A 15,239-nucleotide genomic window follows, 5' to 3' on the forward strand; every position below is an offset into this window, starting at 1 on the left:
TGTCCAGGACCAGGGCCGTCTTTCTCTTGGCCGTCCAACGCTTGATGTCGTCTTCCATCAGGGTGCTCATCTGTGTTTCCTTTCAACGATAACACCTGAGCAGGAAATTTCTGGGTCAATACAACCTTGCACCAGGCCAGAACATCCGTGGTCATCTGGCGCACGGACTCCAACGAAGTCAGACCACGCAGCAGCCTGGGCCGCATACCACCGGCTCGTTTTGCCGAGTTGCATCGCCAGCGCGCTGGCGATGCAACTCAACAACCTTCAATTCAAAAACAAATCGATTAACCTTGAACTTGGACTTCCACTTTTGATTGGTACGTCTGCAGGGGGCAGGTCAGACTTCCCCTTTGACCATCAAGTGATCCTGACTGAGAAGTACAGAAGGCTCACTGAAGATGAGTGGGAGCCAACCCGGGAACTGATGGAGCCACTGTTGAAAAAGATGTACGACGCAACCCTCTCGCAAAGCTGAAGAGCGCCCAACTCGCTGCAGCTAACGCATTGAGTGCCCAGCGCTGATGAGCAAGCCCCCTCGCGGCAACAGTCACTGTACGACACACATCTATTGAGGGTCGCGCACGGGGTTCCTGTTCTCTCCTACAAGACTTTGTGACAGTCCGGGAGTTCTTCAGCGCACTTTGTCTCAGACTCTGTTGCTTCGTCTGAGACTATGTTGCGCTGTCTCAGACTCTATTGCCCGTGAACACTCGTGTCGGGGAACCCCGCCCCTCACTCCACCGTCACACTCTTCGCCAGGTTCCGCGGCTTGTCCACATCGGTGCCACGCGCGCAGGCGGTGTGGTAGGCCAGCAGCTGCAGCGGCACCACATGCAGCAGCGGGGACAGAGCGCCGTAGTGCTCGGGCATGCGGATCACGTGCAGACCCTCGCCAGTTTCGATGCGGGTGTCGGCGTCGGCCAGCACATACAGCACGCCGCCGCGCGCGCGCACCTCTTGCAGGTTGCTCTTGAGCTTTTCCAGCAGCGCGTCGTTCGGCGCCACGGTGACCACGGGCATCTCGCTGGTCACCAGCGCCAGCGGGCCGTGCTTGAGTTCACCGGCGGCATAGGCCTCGGCGTGGATGTAGGTGATCTCTTTGAGCTTGAGCGCGCCTTCCAGCGCGATGGGGTAGTGCAGGCCACGGCCCAGGAACAGGGCGTTTTCCTTGCGCGCAAAGTCCTCGGCCCAGCTGATGATTTGGGGCTCCAGCGCCAGCACCGCCTGCAAGGCCGCGGGCAGGTGGCGCATGGCCTTGAGGTGCTCGGCTTCGGCCTCGGCGCTCAGCAGGCCGCGGCTCTGGGCCAGCGCCAGGGTCAGCAGGAACAGGCCCGCCAACTGGGTGGTGAAGGCCTTGGTCGACGCCACCCCGATCTCCACGCCGGCGCGGGTGATGTAGGCCAGTTTGCACTCGCGCACCATGGCGCTGGTGGCCACATTGCAGATGGTGAGGGTGTGCTCCATGCCCAGGCTGCGCGCGTGGCGCAGGGCGGCCAGGGTGTCGGCGGTTTCACCGGACTGGCTCACCGTGACCACCAGGCTGCGCGGGTTGGGCACGGATTCGCGGTAGCGGTATTCGCTGGCGATCTCGACCTGGGTCGGGATCTTGGCGATCGACTCCAGCCAGTACTTGGCGGTGCAAGCGCTGTAGTAGCTGGTGCCACAGGCCAGGATCAGCACGGAGTCGATTTCCTTGAAAACGCGCCACGCGGCGGCACCGGTCTCGCCGGGCTGCGCACCCAGCCCATCGAACAGCTCGGGCACGATGCCAGCCACGCCTTCGAGGGTGTCGGCAATGGCACGGGGCTGCTCGAAGATCTCTTTTTGCATGTAGTGGCGGTACGGCCCCAGCTCGGCCGCGCCGCTGTGCGCCTGCACGGTGCGCACAGGGCGGGTCACGGGCTGGTAGCCGCCTTGGTCGTCGCGGCCCAGCACCCAGTAACGGCCCAGTTGCACGTCCACCACGTCGCCCTCTTCCAGGTAGACGATCTGGTCGGTCACACCGGCCAAGGCCATGGCATCGCTGGCCAGGAAGTTCTCGCCCGCGCCCTCTCCTTGCGTGGCGCCCACCCCCAGGATCAGGGGCGAGCCCGCGCGGGCCCCGATGACCCGGTGCGGCTCGTCCTTGTGGAACACCGCGATCGCATACGCGCCGTGCAGCTGCACCAGCGCGGCGCGCACCGCATCGAGCAGATCGCCGTCGTACAGGCTGTCGATCAAATGGGCAATGACCTCGGTGTCGGTCTGGCTGGCAAACACATAGCCGCGCGCTTGCAGGGCGGCGCGCAGCTCGTCGTGGTTCTCGATGATGCCGTTGTGCACCAGGGCGACCCGGGCTGCGCGTTGCGGCTCGGCCCCCGGGCCATGGCTGAAATGCGGGTGCGCGTTGTGCACCGCCGGCGCGCCGTGCGTGGCCCAGCGCGTGTGGGCGATGCCGGTGACGCCCTGCACGTCGTCGGTGGCCACTTGGGTCAGCAACTCGGCCACGCGTGAAGTGCTGCGCGTGCGGCGCAGACCATCCGACCAGACCGCCACACCGCAGGAGTCATAGCCCCGGTACTCCAGGCGCTGCAGGCCCTGAACCAGCACGGGAACGATGTTGCGGGTAGAGACGGCGCCGACGATGCCACACATGGGGAGGTCCTTGTAGGTTCAAAAAAATGAAAAGGGGGCCCGGGGTTGGGTGCCTTGGGCACCGGGCCAACCGCAGAGACTGGAACGGATGTTAGAAAGAAGTCTGAAAAATAAATGATCTAAATTTCAGCTCATGTGAAATTAAAATTCACCCCGTCCATTTGTTGAAATAAAAATTCATTTAAATAGCTTTTATGGAACAAATACCACTCGACAGCATCGACCTGCAGCTGCTGGAGCAACTGCAGCGTGACGCCAGCCTGAGCAACCAGGCCTTGGCCGCGCGCGTACATGTGTCGCCACCCACCTGCTTGCGGCGGGTCAAACGCCTGCTGGACGCGGGCCTGATCGAGCGCCAGGTGGCGCTGCTGAGCCCCGACCGGCTGGCCCCCTTGCTGGGCCACGGCCTGACCGCCCTGGTCGAGGTCACGCTGGACCGCCAGGACGCCGAGCGCCTGGCTGCGTTCGAGCAGCGCGTAGCGGCCGACGACGCGGTACAGCAGTGCTACCGCGTGTCGCCCGGGCCGGACTTCGTGTTGGTGGTGGGTGCGCCGGACATGCCGGCTTACCTGGCGCTGGCGCAGCGCCTGTTCACCAGCGATGCCAATGTGCGCAATGTGAAGGCCTTCTTCAGCATCAAACGCAGCAAGTTCGAGCCGCGCTTGCCTTTGCCGCTGACACCCGGGCCCGCCAGCGCCGCCAGCGCCGCGCGCTGAGGACCGAGGCGGGTGACGGGCCAGAGGGCGGGGCTGGGCGCCCCTGGTTCGCCCGGAACGCTCAGGCCAATGGCAATTGCAGCGTGACCGTACAGCCCTGGTTCAGTTCGCCATGCAGGCTGATCTGGCCGCCCAGGCGGTCCACGATGCGCCGTGCCGCGGCCAGGCCGAGGCCCAGGCCCTCAAAGTCGCGCGTGGCGTGCAAGCGCTGGAACACCCCAAACAACTGCGCCTGGTGCTCGGGGTTGTAGCCGGCGCCGTTGTCACGCAGGGTCAGCACCAGCTGTGTGCCGTCCACCGCGGCGGTCAGTGCGATCTCGGCGTCGGGGCGCTGGCGGGTGAACTTGAGCGCGTTGTCCAGCAGGTGCCGCAGCAGATCGCGCAGCAAGGCCAGGTCGGCGCGCACCGCCGGCAAGGCCGCCAGCTCAGGCACCTGCCACTGCACACAGCGGTCGGGCGCGCTGGCCTGGGCTTGGCGCAGGGCATCTTGCAGCACCTCGCCCAAGGGCAGCGCCTGCAGTTGCAGCTCGGCGGTGCCGATGCGGCCCAAGGCGATCAAGCCGTCAATCATGCGGCCCAGCTGCTGGGCCGACTGGGTGATGGTGTCCAGGAACTGCAGCGCCGCGGGGTCGGCATTGCTCTCCAGCACCAGCTCGCGCACCAGTTGGCCATACGACACCACGTGGCGCACCGGCGAGCGCAGGTCGTGCGAGACCACACGCAAGAAGGCCTGCTGGTCATCGCGCCGGGCCTGCAATTCGGCGCGCAGGCGCAGCACCTCTTGCGCCAAGACGGCCGGGTCCTGCGCCTGCCAGGCGGCCAGGCTGTCCTCGGGCGCCACCGCCGGCGCGGCGGCGAGCGATGGGGGCTTGATCTCGCTCATCGCGGCATCAGGCTTTGGGGGCCTTGGCGGGCCGCTGCCAATTGGCAATGCTGACCTGACGCGCCCGGCTGACGCTGAGCGCCCCGGGTGCCGTGTCCTTGGTGATGGTCGAACCACCGCCCACCGTGCCGCCCGCCCCCAGGGTGACCGGCGCCACCAGCACGCAGTTGCTGCCCACATGCACGTCGGCTTCGATCACCGTGCGGTGCTTGTTGGCACCGTCGTAGTTGGCGGTGATGCTGCCCGCGCCGTAGTTGACACGCTCGCCCACGGTGGCGTCCCCCAGGTAGGCCAGGTGGTTGGCCTTGGCGCCGGCGGCCAGGGTCGAGTTTTTGACCTCGACAAAGTTGCCAATGTGCACCTCGGCCCCCAGGCGGGCGCCCGGGCGCAGGCGGGCGAACGGACCGATCAAGGCCCCCTCCCCCACCTCGACACCGGCTTTTTCGCCGTCGATGTGGGTGAAGGGGTGGATCACCGCGCCGTCGGCGATGCGGGCGTTGGCGATCACGCAATGGGCGCCGATGCGCACCCGGTCGCCCAGGGTGACGGTGCCCTCGAACACACAGTTGATGTCGATCTCCACGTCGCTGCCGCAGTGCAGCTGACCGCGAACGTCCAGCCGGGCCGGATCCGCCAGGCGCACCCCGGCGGCCATCAGCGCCTCGGCCTGGCGGGCCTGGCAGGCCCGCTCCAGCGCGGCCAGTTGCTGCGGGCTGTTGACACCGGCCACCTGGGTTTCGTCCTCGGTCGGCACCCCCAGCACGCCCACGCCGTCGGCCACCGCCATGGCCACGATGTCGGTCAGGTAGTACTCCTGCTGGCTGTTGTGGTTGTTCAGGCGCGCCAGCCAGGGCTTGAGCAGGCGGGCCGGCACGGCCATGATGCCGGTGTAGGTTTCGCGGATGGCGCGTTGCTCGGGCGTGGCGTCCTTGTGCTCGACGATGCCGCGCACCGAGGCGCCCTCGCGCACGATGCGGCCGTAACCCGTGGGGTCGTCCAGCGTCACGGTCAGCAAGGCCAGTTGCTGACCCGCACTGGCCTGCACCAGGGCCTGCACGGTCGCCGCCTCGATCAGGGGCACGTCGCCGTTGAGGATCACCACCACCCCGTCGTCCGGCAACAGCGGCACGGCCTGTTGCACAGCATGGCCCGTGCCCAGCTGGGGCATCTGGCGCGCATACTGCAGGGTGCCCGCGGTGCTCAGCGGGTGGCTGGCCAGGTGGGCCTCGACCGCCTCGGCGCCATGGCCCGTGATCAGGACCACGCGACGGGGGCTCAAGCCCTCGACCGTGTCCAGCACATGGCGCACCATGGCGCGGCCTGCCACCTTGTGCAGCACTTTGGGCAGACTGCTCTTCATCCGCGTGCCTTTACCCGCGGCCATCACCACGACATCCAGAACTGGTAAAAATCCTGACATGAAACGTCCTTTTGCTTGTTGCTTACCCTCGGCTGCCGGGGAAGGCCTGGCGCCGTTGCGACGGATTATCACGCGGGCCGGTCTGCTGATTTCGATTGGCTTGCTGACGGCGTGCAGCACCCTCAAACTGGGCTACAACGCCCTGCCTGAATTCACCTACTGGTGGGCCGATGGCTACGTGGATTTCGACAGCGAACAGTCGCTGCGGCTGAAACAAGACCTCAAAGACCTGCAGGCCTGGCACCGCCAGCAAGAACTGCCGCGCTACCGCGAGCTGCTGCAAAGCGTCGAAAAGCGCCTGCCGGGCGAGGTCAGCGCCGAGCAACTGTGCGAACTGGTGCCGCCGGGGCGTGAACGCGTGCAGGCCCTGGTGGACCAAAGCGCGCCCCTGGTGGCGCGGCTGGCACTGAGCCTGAGCCCCCCTCAGATAGCCCAGCTGGCCAAGAAGTACAGCCGCAACGAGGATGATTTCCGCAGCGACTGGGTCGACCTGAGCCGAGACAACTACCTCAGCAAGCGGCTGGACGAACAGGTGGAGCGGGCCGAGCGCCTCTACGGCCGCCTCAACGCCGCCCAAAAGCAGCTGCTCAGTGAGTCGGTGCGCTCATCGCCGTTCAACCCGCGCATGGCGCTGGCCGAGCGCCAGCGCAAACACCAGGACGCCCTGGCCACGCTGCGCCGCCTGATCGAAGCCCAGGCCACCCAGGCCCAAGCCGAACAAGCCTGGCGCGACTGGGCCGAACGCGCCCAGCGCCCCCCGGTGCCCGCCCACCGCGAGCAGCTGGAGCGCAGCCTGGAATTCACCTGCAACACCGTCGCGCGCCTGCACCAGCTGGCCACCCCGGAGCAGCGCGAGCGCGCCGTGCGCACGCTGCGCGGTTGGCAACGCGACCTGCAAGAACTGGCCGCCGCCAAGTAGCCCACCCCGCAAATGAACAAGCCGCTTCGGCGCCAGGCGCCAAGCGGCTTGGGTTGGCTGACGCCAGCCCCCCCCCGGCCCAGGGGCCTGGCGGGGGACACTGCGCCCCCTCAGGCCGGGTGCCCCTGTCGACCCCCCGTGATCGCCCAGAGCCCCAGGCGGACCACGCCGGTCACCAGCCGCCCCACCGCCTGCCCACCGGCCAGACCGGCCTGCCAGCCCAGGCCCAGGGCACGCCCCAGGTCGGCCAGCGGCTGGCGCACATCGCGCTGCCAGGCGGAGCTGGTGGCCTGGGGCTCGGTGAAGGGGCGCGCTGGCTGCACCTCACTCACCACCACCCCGGGCAGGGCCCAGTCCCAGCGGAAGGTCACCTCCTCGCGGGAGAAGGCCTCCATCACCACGGTCTGGCCGGCCTCCACCAGCAGACAGTCGCCCGGGCTCAGAAAGCGGTCCCCGGATTCATTGCCGTGCCCCCGATGGGGCCCGCTGAAAGTGAGCCAAATTCGGCCCTGCGTGACCTCCATCACACTGCGCTCCCGTGGGCGGAAGGTCACCGCGCGTTGGGCGACCAGTTTCCAGCCACCAGGGAACGCGCGGCCAGCCGGGATGACGGCAGCGGATTGTTGCGATTCCAGAACGGGGCGGGACAGCATGATGGACTCCTTGGTGCTTGAAAAGTCGTTGAAGAGCCTTCATGATCGGCATCCGCCAGGCTTCAGTCCAATGAAATAGCCTCCCCCGATTGATTCGCAAACCGCATGGGTCCTGCCCCCATGCCTTGGCCCCTGACCCACCCATACCGATGAGCAAAAGCAGCCCCGCGATCACCCATTTGCGCAGCCGACCGGTCGCCGTTGGCCACCTCCGGGCCTTTGAAGCGGTGGCCCGCCACCTGAACTTCCGCATCGCCTCCGAGGAACTCGCACTGACCCAATCCGCCGTCAGCCGACAGATCCAGGCGCTGGAGGACGAGGTGGGCGTGCCCCTGTTCCTGCGCCACACCCGGGCGGTCGAACTGACCAGCGCGGGCGCCCAGTTGTTGCGCACCCTGCTGCCTGCCCTGGAACGCATCGACGGCACGGTGCGTCAGATCCGGCAGAGCGCGGGCCGGCAAAGCGTGGCCGTCACCACCTGGGCCTCATTCGCGTCCATGTGGCTGATCCCCCGGCTCGAGGCCTTCCAGCAAAGCCACCCGGGCATCGACATCCGCATCGACGCCACCGACACCGCGGTCGACCTCGAAACCGCCGACGTCGACCTGGCCCTGCGCTACAGCCTGCCGGGCGGCCCGGTGCGCGGCGCCCAACGCCTGTTTGGCGAACAGTTGGCCCTGGTCGCCAGCCCCTGGCTGTTGAAGAGCGGCCAGGCGATTCGGCAACCGGCCGATGTGGCCCATTTCACCCTGATCGAGGCGGGCGACGCGCACCGCACCCAGCACATGGAATGGCTGACCTGGCGGCGCTGGTTCCAGACCCAGGGCCTGCTCAACCTCGAGCCCAAGCGCTGGCTTTACTTCAACTACGCCCACCAGATCGTGCAGGCGGCGCTCACCGGCCAGGGCGTGGCGCTGGCCCGCATGCCACTGATTGCCGACAGCCTGGCCTCCGGCGACCTGGTCGAAGTGCTGCCCGGGCACCGGCTCGACTCCCCCCTGGCGTATTGGCTGCTGGTGGGCCCGCGCAGCGCCCAGCGCCCCGAGGTCAAGGCCTTCTCCGACTGGCTGCAAGCCGAGGCGGCCCGCACGCGGGTCACGGTCGGCGAGGTGCCCGACACCGATTTGTGCGACGACCTGGGCTGAACGCTGGCCCCCAGCGCCCCACTGTGGTGATAATCCCGACGCAAGGGTGCGCTGCCCCGCCGACCGTCACCACAGGCCCGGACCGCGCCCGACCGCCAGCCCGCCGGACCCACCCACCGACCACGCCTGACCATGCCACCTCCCCTGCCCGCCACCGAGTGGCTGAACGCCAGCCTGGCCAGCCACAACTACCGCCTCCTGGTGCGCCAGGCCGCGGTGCTGGGCATGGTCATGCACCTGCTGTTCATTGGGGTGTTTGGCTACGCCGGGGTGCCCGTGCTGGCCGCCTTCAATGTGCTCAGCGTGGCCACCTTCGCCTGGTCTTGCTGGGAGACACGGGCGCGCGGTCGCCTGGTGGTGGCGGCCGTGCTGCCGTGCATCGAAGTCTTGCTCCACGCCACGCTGGCCAGTGTGCTGGTGGGCTGGGAAACCGGCTTTCACTACCTGATGCTGCCTTTGCTGCCGCTGGTGATGCTGGCCTCCAACACCGCGCAGCGCCTCAAGGTGCTGATCGCCACGCTGGTGGCGGTCATCTACATGGCCCTGAACGTCTGGACCACGCACCAGGCGCCCTCACACCAACTCGACCCGCTGCTGGAGAGCAGCCTGCGCTACACCAACATCCTGAGCCTGTTCGCCATCCTGGGGGTGCTGTCGCGCTGCTACCTGGGGGTGGTGTCGCGGGCCCAGCAGGCGCTACTGGCCCAGGCCTCGACCGACCCGCTGACCGGCGCGCTGAACCGCCGCCGCCTGCTGGAGATGGCCCAACTGGCCACCGCGCGCAGCAAACGCAACCACACCACGCTGTCGGTGCTGCTGTGCGACATTGACCATTTCAAGTCGGTCAACGACCAGCACGGTCACGACGGCGGAGACCGGGTGCTGAAGGCGTTCTTCCAGTGTTTGCAAGAGCAGGCCCGCGAGGTCGACTGCGTGGCCCGCTGGGGCGGCGAAGAATTCCTGGTGCTGCTGCCCGACACCGACCTGACGGGCGCCCTGACCGTGGCCGAGCGACTGCGCCGCCGCGTCAGCGACTGCACGGTGAACCTGGACAGCGGCGCCCAGGTGCGCTTCACGGTGACGATTGGCGTGGCCCAGCTCAAGCCCGCCGAGCCCTTTGCCCAGGTGGTGTCGCGCGCCGACGGCGCGCTCTACGCGGGCAAGCAAGGCGGGCGCAACCGGGTGCTGGCCGCGGGCAGCCCGGTCAAGGCCGTGTCTTCGGGCCCGGCCCCGACCGAGCCCTCGCCTCAGCGCGTCACGCCAGCGTGACGCGGGCGAACTTGCGCTTGCCGACCTGCACCACGTAGGTGCCGGCGCCCAGCTTGAGGGCCTTGTCGCTCACCACACCCGAGTCCACGCGCACCCCACCGCCCTCGATCAGGCGGCTGGCTTCGCTGGTCGACGGCGCCAGGCCGGCGGCCTTCAACAGCGCACCAATGCCCATCGGGGCGCCCGACAGGGTCACGGCCGGGATGTCCTCGGGCACGCCCCCCTTGCTGCGGTTGATGAAGTCCTGCTCGGCGGCATCGGCCGCGGCCGCGCTGTGGAAGCGGGCCGTGATCTCCTTGGCCAGCGCCACTTTGGCGTCCTTGGGGTTGCGGCCCCCTTCGACCTCGGCCTTGAGCGCCGCGATCTCGGCTTCGCTCTTGAACGACAGCAGGGTGTACCAGCGCCACATCAGGGTGTCGGAGATCGACAGCACCTTGGCAAACATGGTGTTGGGGTCTTCGCTGATGCCGACGTAGTTGTTCTTGCTCTTGGACATCTTGTCCACGCCGTCCAGGCCTTCGAGCAGCGGCATGGTCAGGATGCACTGGGGCTCCTGGCCGTACTCCTGCTGCAGGTGGCGACCCATCAGCAGGTTGAACTTCTGGTCGGTGCCACCGAGTTCGAGGTCGCTCTTGAGCGCCACCGAGTCGTAACCCTGCATCAGCGGGTACAGGAACTCATGCACGCTGATCGACTGGCCGGTGGTGAAGCGCTTGTGGAAATCGTCGCGCTCCATCATGCGGGCCACGGTGTACTTGGCGGCCAGCTGGATCATGCCGCGGGCCCCCAGCGGGTCGCTCCACTCGCTGTTGTAACGGATCTCGGTCTTGGCCGGGTCCAGCACCAGGCTGGCCTGGCGGTAGTAGGTCTCGGCGTTGGCCTTGATCTGCTCGGCTGTCAGCGGCGGGCGGGTGCTGTTGCGGCCCGAGGGGTCGCCGATCATGCTGGTGAAGTCACCGATCAGGAAGATGACCGTGTGACCCAGGTCCTGCAGCTGGCGCATCTTGTTGAGCACCACGGTGTGGCCGATGTGGATGTCGGGCGCGGTCGGGTCCAGCCCCAATTTGATGCGCAGCGGCACGCCCGTGGCCTCCGAACGGGCCAATTTCTGCACCCAGGCGTCTTGCGGGATCAGCTCATCGCAGCCCCTCAGGGTGACGGCCAGCGCCTCGCGCACACGATCAGTCACGGGGTAGTTTGTAACAGCAGCAGCTTGATTCATAAGGGTTTTTTCAGATGTCGGGGCAGGCGGCCCAGCTATACTCGATTGGCTCGCAAAAGTGGATTTTAATTGGCCCGCTTTTTGCGACCGGTTCTGTCATTGGCTGAACACCTGCAACCGTCGGGAACCTTGCCCCGACACGCTGCCTTTTTCGGGGCAGAACGATCCTGGGGACTGATTCTTGAAATACGGTTTCACCGCCGCTGGCGAGCTTTTGTGGTCTCGACTGGCGCAACAGATTGAACGTCATCCAAAACGAGTCACCGCCCTGGTGGCGGCCCTGCTGCTCGGCGGCGGGGGCGGCGCCTTCGCCGTGGCCTCGATCGCCCCGGACGCCGCCGACCTGCCGGTGCGCCAGATCACCGAACAGATCCCCACCCCGTCGCTGCAGGCCCAGGTCGAAGCGCTGGACGTGCACCAGTTCAACCTGTTCCGCTCCGACACCGTCCGCGCCACCGACAGCATCGACACCCTGATGCAGCGCCTGGGCCTGAGCGACCCCACCGCGGCCGCCTTCCTGCGCAACGACCCGCTGGTGCGCATCAGCCTGCTGGGCCGCACCGGCCGCCAGGTCAGCGCCGAGGCCACCGACGATCACCGCCTGCTGCGCCTGACCGCCCGCTGGGCCCCCGACGACAGCAACACCTTCCAGCGCCTGGTGTTCGAGAAAACCCCGCAAGGCCGCTACACCTCGCGCATCGAAACCGGCCAACTCAGCGCCAGCAGCAAGTTGGCGGGCGGCACCATCCGCAGCTCGCTGTTTGCCGCCACCGACGACGCCGGCATCCCCGACCAGGTGGCCACCCAACTGGCCGAGATCTTTTCGGGTGACATCGACTTCCACCGCAGCCTGCGCAAGGACGACCGTTTCTCGGTGGTCTACGAAACCCTCGAAGCCGACGGCGAACCCCTGCGCACCGGCCGCGTGCTGAGCGCCGAGTTCATCAACGCCGGCAAGACCTACCAGGCCATGTGGTTCCAGGAACCCGGCCAAAAAGGCGGCTACTACACCCTGGACGGCAACAGCCTGCGCCGCGCCTTCCTGACCTCGCCGGTCGAGTTCTCGCGCGTCACCAGCGGCTTCAAGATGCGCTTCCACCCGATCCTGCAAACCTGGCGCGCCCACCTGGGCACCGACTACGCCGCCCCGGTGGGCACCGCCGTGCGCTCGGTGGGTGACGGGGTGGTCGACTTTGCAGGGGTGCAGAACGGCTACGGCAACGTGGTGATCGTCAAGCACCGCAACAACCAGACCACGGTCTACGCCCACCTGAGCCGCATCAGCGTGGTGCGCGGCCAGACCATCAGCCAAGGCCAAAACCTGGGTGCCGTGGGTGCCACGGGCTGGGCCACCGGCCCCCACCTGCACTTTGAATTCCGCGTCAATGGCGTGCACCAGGACCCGATGACGATCGCCCGCCAGAGCGAATCCATCCCAGTATCCACCGCAGCGCGCCCGGCCTTCAACCGCCTGGCCTCGGCCATGCGCATCCAGTTGTCCGCCGCCGCCTCGGTGCAGCAGGCCAGCGCCGACTGAGCCCCGCCCATGGGCGCTGCGGCCGACCATTTCATTGGGCTGATGTCCGGCACCTCGCTCGACGGGGTGGACGGGGTGCTGTGCCGCTTTGAGGGCGATCAACCCCAGGTCGTGGCCCATGTGGCCCTGCCCTTCACCCAAGGCCTGAAGCAGACCTTGCTGGACCTGAACACGCCCGGCACCAACGAACTGCACCGTGCGGCCCTCGCCGCCAACGCCCTGGCGCGCACCTACGTGGCGGTGGTGGCCCGACTGCTCGGCGAAGGCGGCCTGCCGGCTTGGCGCGTGCTGGCCATCGGGGCGCACGGCCAGACGGTGCGCCACCAGCCCGGCCTGCACGATGGCACGGGCTACACCCTGCAACTGAACAACCCCGCCCTGCTGGCCGAGCACACCGGCATCGATGTGGTGGCGGATTTCCGCAGCCGTGACATCGCGGCCGGCGGCCAGGGCGCCCCCCTGGTGCCCGCCTTCCATGCCCGCGTGTTTGGACAAAGCGAGCAAACCGTCTCGGTGCTCAACCTCGGAGGCATCTCCAACCTGACCGTGATCCCGCCGCGTCCGCCCGCGCAGACCCAGCGGGCCGGAGAAGTGCGGGGCTTTGACTGCGGCCCCGGCAACGCCCTGATGGACCATTGGTGCCAGCAGCACACCGGCCAGGCCTTCGACCGCGGTGGCGCCTGGGCGGCCCAGGGTGAGGTGCACACCGGGCTGCTGCAAGCACTGCTCAACGAACCCTTTTTGGACCAGCCGCCGCCCAAGAGCACCGGCCGCGACTTGTTCAACCCCGACTGGCTGGCCCAGCGCCTGGCAGCGTGGCCCGGTCTGCGGGCCGCCGATGTGCAGGCCACCTTGACCGAGTTCACGGCGCTGGCCTGCGCCAACGCCCTCAAGCTGCATGGCCAGGGCAGCCGGCAACTGCTGGTCTGTGGTGGTGGCGCGCTCAACGACGAGCTGATGCGCCGACTGCGTGCCCAGTTGCCCGACCTCAGCGTGCGCTCCACCGCCGCGGCCGGGCTGCCCCCGCTGCAGGTGGAGGCCGTGGCCTTTGCCTGGCTGGCACGCCAGGCGGTGCTGCGCCAAACCGGCAGCCTGCCCAGCGTCACTGGCGCCGAGGGCGCGCGCATCCTGGGGGCCCTCTACCCAGCCGGCGATCCCCCGATCCGGCTCTGATCAGCCCGGGAGCCGTGGGGTGCGGTGGATCTGACATGACCTCACCCAAGCTCACCTGACGTGACGTGGTGAGTTCCAGGCCGCGACGGCACCCGAAATTCGGCACCCGCCGCCCGGAACCCGAAGCCACACCGCCAAGAAGGCGCCCCGTGCGGGCGCGGCCTCCCTGCACCAGCCACCAGCCTCAATGCCCCGTCGGTCCCTCGGCCTCGGGTGAGCGCGCGGTGCCCACCGACGCCTCGCCCAGTGGCAATTGCCAGAAGATGGCAGCGGACGCCAGCGTGATCAGCCCCATGGTGAAGAAGGTGGCATTGAACGCCGACAGGGTGTCAACCCGTGCCAGGGTGGGTGCACTGCCCGAGCCGATCCAGGCCGTGAAACCCGCCAGCACCGCGCCTGCCACGGCCACCCCCATGCCCATGGCCAGCATCTGCACCATCGACAGCAGGCTGTTGCCACTGCTGGCCTGCGGCCCCTCCAGGTCCTTGAGGGTCAGCGTGTTCATGGCGGTGAACTGGATCGAATTGACGGCGCCAAACACCGCCAGCTGCAGCACCCGCAGCCACAAAGGCTGGGTCGGCGTGATGAGCGCAAAGCTCATCATGCTGAGCCCCACCAGCACCGTGTTGCCCACCAGCACGCGGCGGTAGCCCAGGCGCGTGATGAGGGGCGTGGTGATGCGTTTCACCGCCATGCCGGCCAGGGCCACGGGCAGCATCATCAGGCCGGCCTCAAAAGGCGAGTACCCCAGGCTGACCTGCAGCAGCAAAGGCACCAAGAAAGGCATGCACGAACTGCCCAGGCGCGAAAACAGGTTGCCCAGCAGGCCGATCGCCAGCGACACCACACTGAACAAGCGCGGAGAGAACAGCGGCTGAGGCACCCGCATCGCATGCAGCCAGTAGGCCACCAGGCTGGCCAGGCCAAACACCAGCAGCACCAACACCCCGGCATGCCCGAGCCCCAGGCCCGACAACCCATCGAGGGCCAAGGACAGCGACACCATGCCCGAGGCCAGCCAGAGGTAGCCCGACCAGTCAAAGGGCTCGACCGCCACGGGCGCACCATCGCGCATGAAGCTGTAGGCCGCCACCGCGCCGACCGCCCCCACCGGCAGGTTGATCAGAAAGATCCAGTGCCAGGACGCCACCTCGACCAGCCAGCCCCCCAGCGTCGGCCCGATCAGCGGGCCGATCAGCCCCGGGATGGCAATGAAGCTCATGGCTTGCAAAAAGCGTTCGCGCGGGAAGGTGCGCAGCACCGCCAGCCGCCCCACCGGCAACAGCAAGGCCCCACCCAGGCCCTGCACCACGCGCGCCGCGACCAGCTGCGCCAGCGTGGACGACACCGCACACAACAGCGAGCCCACAGCAAACAGGCTGATGGCACAGACATAGACCCGGCGCGTGCCAAACCGGTCCGCCACCCAGCCCGAGGCGGGGATCAGCATGGCCATGGCCAGCGAGTACGCGACGATCACCGACTGCATGCGCAGGGGGCTTTCGTGCAGGCTTTTGGCCATCGCGGGCAAGGCCGTGTTGACGATGGTGGCGTCCAGGGTCTGCATGAAGAACCCCAGCGCCACCAGCCACAGCAAGCGCTGCTGAGAGCGCAGGTCCTGAACGATGGCCATGGCGGATTACTTTCTCTTACAGGCGGGCGAAA

The 15,239-nt window shown here is 67.6% G+C and carries 13 protein-coding genes; 7 read left to right on the top strand and 6 right to left on the bottom strand.

Annotated features, from left to right (window positions below):
• On the top strand, positions 1-478 hold a 478-nt coding region (locus PSQ40_RS20455), incomplete at its 5' end, for a hypothetical protein (RefSeq protein ID WP_273953746.1).
• 257 nt (positions 479-735) lie between these two features.
• Here the strand turns inward: PSQ40_RS20455 and glmS are convergent.
• Positions 736-2,637, bottom strand: a complete 1,902-nt coding sequence (gene glmS / locus PSQ40_RS20460; protein ID WP_273953747.1) for a glutamine--fructose-6-phosphate transaminase (isomerizing) — start codon at positions 2,635-2,637, stop codon at positions 736-738.
• Between the two features lie 194 nt (positions 2,638-2,831).
• Between glmS and PSQ40_RS20465 the strand changes: the two genes are divergently transcribed.
• Positions 2,832-3,353: an Lrp/AsnC family transcriptional regulator gene (locus tag PSQ40_RS20465; protein WP_273953748.1), complete on the top strand. Its 522-nt coding sequence runs from the start codon at positions 2,832-2,834 to the stop codon at positions 3,351-3,353.
• A gap of 61 nt (positions 3,354-3,414) precedes the next feature.
• Here PSQ40_RS20465 and PSQ40_RS20470 read toward each other — a convergent pair whose 3' ends face one another.
• Positions 3,415-4,236: a sensor histidine kinase gene (locus PSQ40_RS20470; protein WP_273953749.1), complete on the bottom strand. Its 822-nt coding sequence runs from the start codon at positions 4,234-4,236 to the stop codon at positions 3,415-3,417.
• A 7-nt stretch (positions 4,237-4,243) separates the two neighbouring features.
• Positions 4,244-5,656: a bifunctional UDP-N-acetylglucosamine diphosphorylase/glucosamine-1-phosphate N-acetyltransferase GlmU gene (gene glmU, locus PSQ40_RS20475; RefSeq protein WP_273953750.1), complete on the bottom strand. Its 1,413-nt coding sequence runs from the start codon at positions 5,654-5,656 to the stop codon at positions 4,244-4,246.
• Positions 5,657-5,711: 55 nt separating this feature from the next.
• On the opposite strand from glmU, the gene PSQ40_RS20480 reads away from it, so the two are divergent.
• Complete coding sequence (locus PSQ40_RS20480; protein ID WP_273953751.1) at positions 5,712-6,575, top strand: DUF6279 family lipoprotein; 864 nt, start codon at positions 5,712-5,714, stop codon at positions 6,573-6,575.
• A gap of 110 nt (positions 6,576-6,685) precedes the next feature.
• Here the strand turns inward: PSQ40_RS20480 and PSQ40_RS20485 are convergent, their stop codons facing one another.
• Positions 6,686-7,228 carry a DUF2917 domain-containing protein gene (locus PSQ40_RS20485; RefSeq protein ID WP_273953752.1) on the bottom strand — a complete coding sequence of 181 codons (543 nt, stop codon included), beginning with the start codon at positions 7,226-7,228 and terminating at the stop codon, positions 6,686-6,688.
• A gap of 149 nt (positions 7,229-7,377) precedes the next feature.
• Here PSQ40_RS20485 and PSQ40_RS20490 point away from each other — a divergent pair, with 149 nt between their 5' ends.
• Both PSQ40_RS20490 and PSQ40_RS20495 read left to right on the top strand, forming a co-directional pair.
• Positions 7,378-8,373 (top strand): LysR substrate-binding domain-containing protein, encoded by a 996-nt coding sequence (locus PSQ40_RS20490; RefSeq protein ID WP_273953753.1) that lies wholly within the window; start codon positions 7,378-7,380, stop codon positions 8,371-8,373.
• Between the two features lie 132 nt (positions 8,374-8,505).
• A complete protein-coding gene (locus tag PSQ40_RS20495; protein ID WP_273953754.1) occupies positions 8,506-9,642 on the top strand; it encodes a GGDEF domain-containing protein in 1,137 nt (378 codons plus the stop codon).
• On the opposite strand, the gene tyrS is transcribed toward PSQ40_RS20495, so the two are convergent.
• Positions 9,629-10,864 (bottom strand): tyrosine--tRNA ligase, encoded by a 1,236-nt coding sequence (tyrS, locus tag PSQ40_RS20500; RefSeq protein WP_273953755.1) that lies wholly within the window; start codon positions 10,862-10,864, stop codon positions 9,629-9,631. The two genes, PSQ40_RS20495 and tyrS, sit on opposite strands and share 14 nt — an antisense overlap.
• A gap of 181 nt (positions 10,865-11,045) precedes the next feature.
• On the opposite strand from tyrS, the gene PSQ40_RS20505 reads away from it, so the two are divergent.
• Complete coding sequence (locus PSQ40_RS20505; RefSeq protein ID WP_273953756.1) at positions 11,046-12,401, top strand: peptidoglycan DD-metalloendopeptidase family protein; 1,356 nt, start codon at positions 11,046-11,048, stop codon at positions 12,399-12,401.
• A gap of 9 nt (positions 12,402-12,410) precedes the next feature.
• A complete protein-coding gene (locus PSQ40_RS20510; protein WP_273953757.1) occupies positions 12,411-13,574 on the top strand; it encodes an anhydro-N-acetylmuramic acid kinase in 1,164 nt (387 codons plus the stop codon).
• A gap of 184 nt (positions 13,575-13,758) precedes the next feature.
• Here PSQ40_RS20510 and mdtD read toward each other — a convergent pair whose 3' ends face one another.
• Positions 13,759-15,207 (bottom strand): multidrug transporter subunit MdtD, encoded by a 1,449-nt coding sequence (gene mdtD / locus PSQ40_RS20515; protein ID WP_273953758.1) that lies wholly within the window; start codon positions 15,205-15,207, stop codon positions 13,759-13,761.
• Positions 15,208-15,239: the final 32 nt, after the last annotated feature.

This window comes from Curvibacter cyanobacteriorum, assembly GCF_028649475.1.
Classification (GTDB): Bacteria; Pseudomonadota; Gammaproteobacteria; order Burkholderiales; family Burkholderiaceae_C; genus Curvibacter; species Curvibacter cyanobacteriorum.

Bases quoted from the DNA above. Each gene is read 5' to 3' on its own strand.
- glmS (WP_273953747.1), bottom strand. From the start codon at position 2,637: ATGTGTGGCATCGTCGGCGCCGTCTCTACCCGCAACATCGTTCCCGTG.
- PSQ40_RS20465 (WP_273953748.1), top strand. From the start codon at position 2,832: ATGGAACAAATACCACTCGACAGCATCGACCTGCAGCTGCTGGAGCAA.
- PSQ40_RS20470 (WP_273953749.1), bottom strand. From the start codon at position 4,236: ATGAGCGAGATCAAGCCCCCATCGCTCGCCGCCGCGCCGGCGGTGGCG.
- glmU (WP_273953750.1), bottom strand. From the start codon at position 5,656: ATGTCAGGATTTTTACCAGTTCTGGATGTCGTGGTGATGGCCGCGGGT.
- PSQ40_RS20485 (WP_273953752.1), bottom strand. From the start codon at position 7,228: ATGCTGTCCCGCCCCGTTCTGGAATCGCAACAATCCGCTGCCGTCATC.
- PSQ40_RS20490 (WP_273953753.1), top strand. From the start codon at position 7,378: ATGAGCAAAAGCAGCCCCGCGATCACCCATTTGCGCAGCCGACCGGTC.
- PSQ40_RS20495 (WP_273953754.1), top strand. From the start codon at position 8,506: ATGCCACCTCCCCTGCCCGCCACCGAGTGGCTGAACGCCAGCCTGGCC.
- tyrS (WP_273953755.1), bottom strand. From the start codon at position 10,864: ATGAATCAAGCTGCTGCTGTTACAAACTACCCCGTGACTGATCGTGTG.
- PSQ40_RS20510 (WP_273953757.1), top strand. From the start codon at position 12,411: ATGGGCGCTGCGGCCGACCATTTCATTGGGCTGATGTCCGGCACCTCG.
- mdtD (WP_273953758.1), bottom strand. From the start codon at position 15,207: ATGGCCATCGTTCAGGACCTGCGCTCTCAGCAGCGCTTGCTGTGGCTG.